We start from the raw sequence: 2,755 nt of genomic DNA on the forward strand, positions 1-2,755 counted from the left end.
GGCCGGATCGGGTCGGGTGCATGGATCGGCACCAGGTGCGGGCCCAGCGCGAGCGATAGTGACGCCACGAATGTGACCGCGCCGGCACCCAGCATCGTCACCGCTCCGGCATACGAGCCCTGTCGGGAGGCTTCATGGTCCCGTCGCCAGCTGTTCACCGTCTGAAGCATCTCCGCGTCGGTGAATTCGGTGCACTGCGCTGATGCGAGAGCCGCTCCCCGGGCCAGGGCCAACTCGACACCCGGCTGGGCGATGACCGGGACCGGCGCTATTTTCTTCAGCCGCGCTGATAGCGGGTCCAGGTCGTGTTCGGCGCCGACGACGATGATGGCGCCCGGTCGCCAGGAGCTGCGGTCGAACAAAGCGGTCAACCATTCGATGAGATGACCCGGTCCGCCGGACAACTGCTTGATGGCCGTCTGCGGCTCACCGTCATCGCTGTCGACCATGACGACGATGGTCGAGTCGCCGTCCAGCACGCACACGGCGGCCTTGTCGTAGCCGACGACCGGCGCGATGGCCCGGGCCAACATGTCGCACGCGTCGTGCAGCCGGATCGGGACAATGTTGTCGAAGCCGGCGTCGGTCAGCGATTCCAGCAGCAACGCCGCCTCCGCGGCCGCTTCATCACTCCAGCTGACGCCCACAACGTGCAACCGCTGGTCACAGCCCGTGGCCGCGGCCTGCGCGTCCAACACGGCCGCGCTCGCCTGCTCCGACGTATAAACCGCCTGCATTCCAGTTGTGGGACGCACCTCGAAATCGTCGTGGTCGAGGATCGTGCCATCAGCGTCGCGGCCCTCTACCAGGACCCAGCCGACTGACGTCGACGTCAGCGACAGTCCAAGTACCGTGTCCAAATCTGCACCTCAATCGCGGCCCAATGCCCGTGCGCCGCAACCAGCAACCAGACCGTTGGTGCGGTGGTTCATGAGCGGCGGAAGGACCGGGACGGCGTGGTCTCATCGGTCTACCTCGGGTCACCCTACGCGTTCGCGGCGGCGAAAAGCGACCTGGGATCGACATTATTGTGCGTTTGCGCAATGACCTGCGGCATCTTCCGCGCGAGGTGCGATTAAGCCGGATTCCCGCTGTACATCGCCACTTCCGACGTTGCCAGACGTGACCGCGTGGCAGGCATAACAGCGGCTCCGCGCAGGTGGCGATGCCCAAAGCCGCTGCGCGACACCTTTGCGTTTACGTCGACATATGGACAACCGCACGGTAGGTTTTGCGATAGTGCGTGACGCCGTCGACAAGGGGCCTGGTAATGCCAAAAGTAGAAAATGTGCGTAGTTGGATGCGACGACTGACCGTCGCCGCGATATCCGTCGCCGCACTCCCCGGCCTGATTGGCCTAATCGGTGGCACTGCCACAGCCGGGGCGTTCTCCCGGCCCGGACTTCCCGTCGAGTACCTGCAGGTGCCGTCGGGGGCGATGGGCCGCAGCATCAAAATCCAGTTCCAGCCCGGTGGGACCAACGCGCCGGCCGTGTATCTGCTGGACGGGCTGCGCGCGCAGGACGACTACAACGGCTGGGACATCAACACCCCCGCCTTCGAGTGGTACTACCAGTCCGGGCTGGCGGTCGTCATGCCCGTTGGTGGACAGTCGAGCTTCTACACCGACTGGTACCGCCCGGCGTGCGGCAAGGCCGGCTGTTCGACCTACAAGTGGGAAACCTTCCTGACCAGTGAGCTGCCCGGATATCTGGCCTCGCAGAAGAGTGTCAAGGCCAACGGCAGCGCGGCGGTCGGTATCTCGATGGCGGGTGCATCGGCAATGAATCTGGCGATGTACCACCCTGGTCAGTTCATCTACGCCGGTTCGCTGTCGGGCTACCTGAGCCCGTCCACGGGGCAGAGCTGGATAGGCCTAGCTATGGGTGATGCCGGCGGCTACAAGAAGGAAGACATGTGGGGTCCAGACAGCGACCCGGCATGGCAACGCAATGACCCGTTGGTCAACGTGGGCATACTCGTCGCCAACAACACCCGGCTCTGGGTGTACTGCGGCAACGGGACTCCGAACGAACTGGGCGGTGCTAACTTGCCGGCCACGTTCCTGGAGAGCAACTTCATGATCGGCGTCAACAAGAAGTTCCAGGACGCCTACAACGCCGCGGGAGGCCACAACGCCGTGTTCAACTTCCCGGCTTATGGCACCCACAGCTGGGAGTACTGGGGCGCACAGCTGAACGCCATGAAGGGCGACTTGCAGGGGGCGCTGGGCGCTCACGCCGGCTGAGAACTCCGAGCAAAACCGGGCTTGACGGAAATCCGTCGAGCCCGGTTTTCTGTTGCGGACCTATGTCAACGCAGTCGGTCGGTGACGTCGATCCATGCCGAGCCGCGGTGACTGGTCATGTCGTGGCACTGGCCGTAGATGCGCGCGATGCCGTGCATCGGCAAGTCCCGATCGGGATAGAGAACCGCGTTGACCTCGTCCTTCGACAGGTTCCTGCCGAACAGATGCTGGTTGGGCGGCAGGCCCTCCCGCCAGCCGCGGGCGACGAGGGCGGCCGAGACGGTCCGGAAATACTGGTCGGCGCTGGTGTCGGGCGGCAGCACGAAATCCAGGTAAACAGCACCTTGATAGGGCGGATTGTCGCGGTCCTTGCACGACATCAACAGATAATTCGCCGTCGGCTGCTGGAGTCCAGCGATCGCGACGATGTCTTTCGCGTGCTCGACGACTTCGGTCTCGGTCTGCGCGTCGGTGGCAGCGGGACCGGGGTGTTCTACGGCATTGGCC

3 protein-coding genes are annotated in these 2,755 nt (G+C 64.3%); 1 reads left to right on the plus strand and 2 read right to left on the minus strand.

The features are described from left to right. The coding region (locus tag WAO18_RS10835; RefSeq protein ID WP_422206283.1) for a DUF7159 family protein at nt 1–860 on the minus strand (860 nt) is incomplete at its 3' end. A 410-nt stretch (nt 861–1,270) separates the two neighbouring features. Here WAO18_RS10835 and WAO18_RS10840 point away from each other — a divergent pair. Next, the gene (locus tag WAO18_RS10840) at nt 1,271–2,248 is read left to right on the plus strand and encodes an esterase family protein (RefSeq protein WP_422206284.1); all 978 of its coding nucleotides are present in this window, start codon (nt 1,271–1,273) and stop codon (nt 2,246–2,248) included. 65 nt (nt 2,249–2,313) lie between these two features. Here the strand turns inward: WAO18_RS10840 and WAO18_RS10845 are convergent. Further along, the coding region (locus WAO18_RS10845) for a hypothetical protein (protein ID WP_422206285.1) at nt 2,314–2,755 on the minus strand (442 nt) is incomplete at its 5' end.

Origin of the sequence: Mycobacterium sp. (genome assembly GCF_049278535.1) — a bacterium.
In the GTDB taxonomy this organism is placed as follows: Bacteria; Actinomycetota; Actinomycetes; order Mycobacteriales; family Mycobacteriaceae; genus Mycobacterium.

Excerpts from the sequence above, each read along its gene's own strand:
- WAO18_RS10840 (WP_422206284.1), top strand. The coding sequence starts at position 1,271 with ATGCCAAAAGTAGAAAATGTGCGTAGTTGGATGCGACGACTGACCGTC.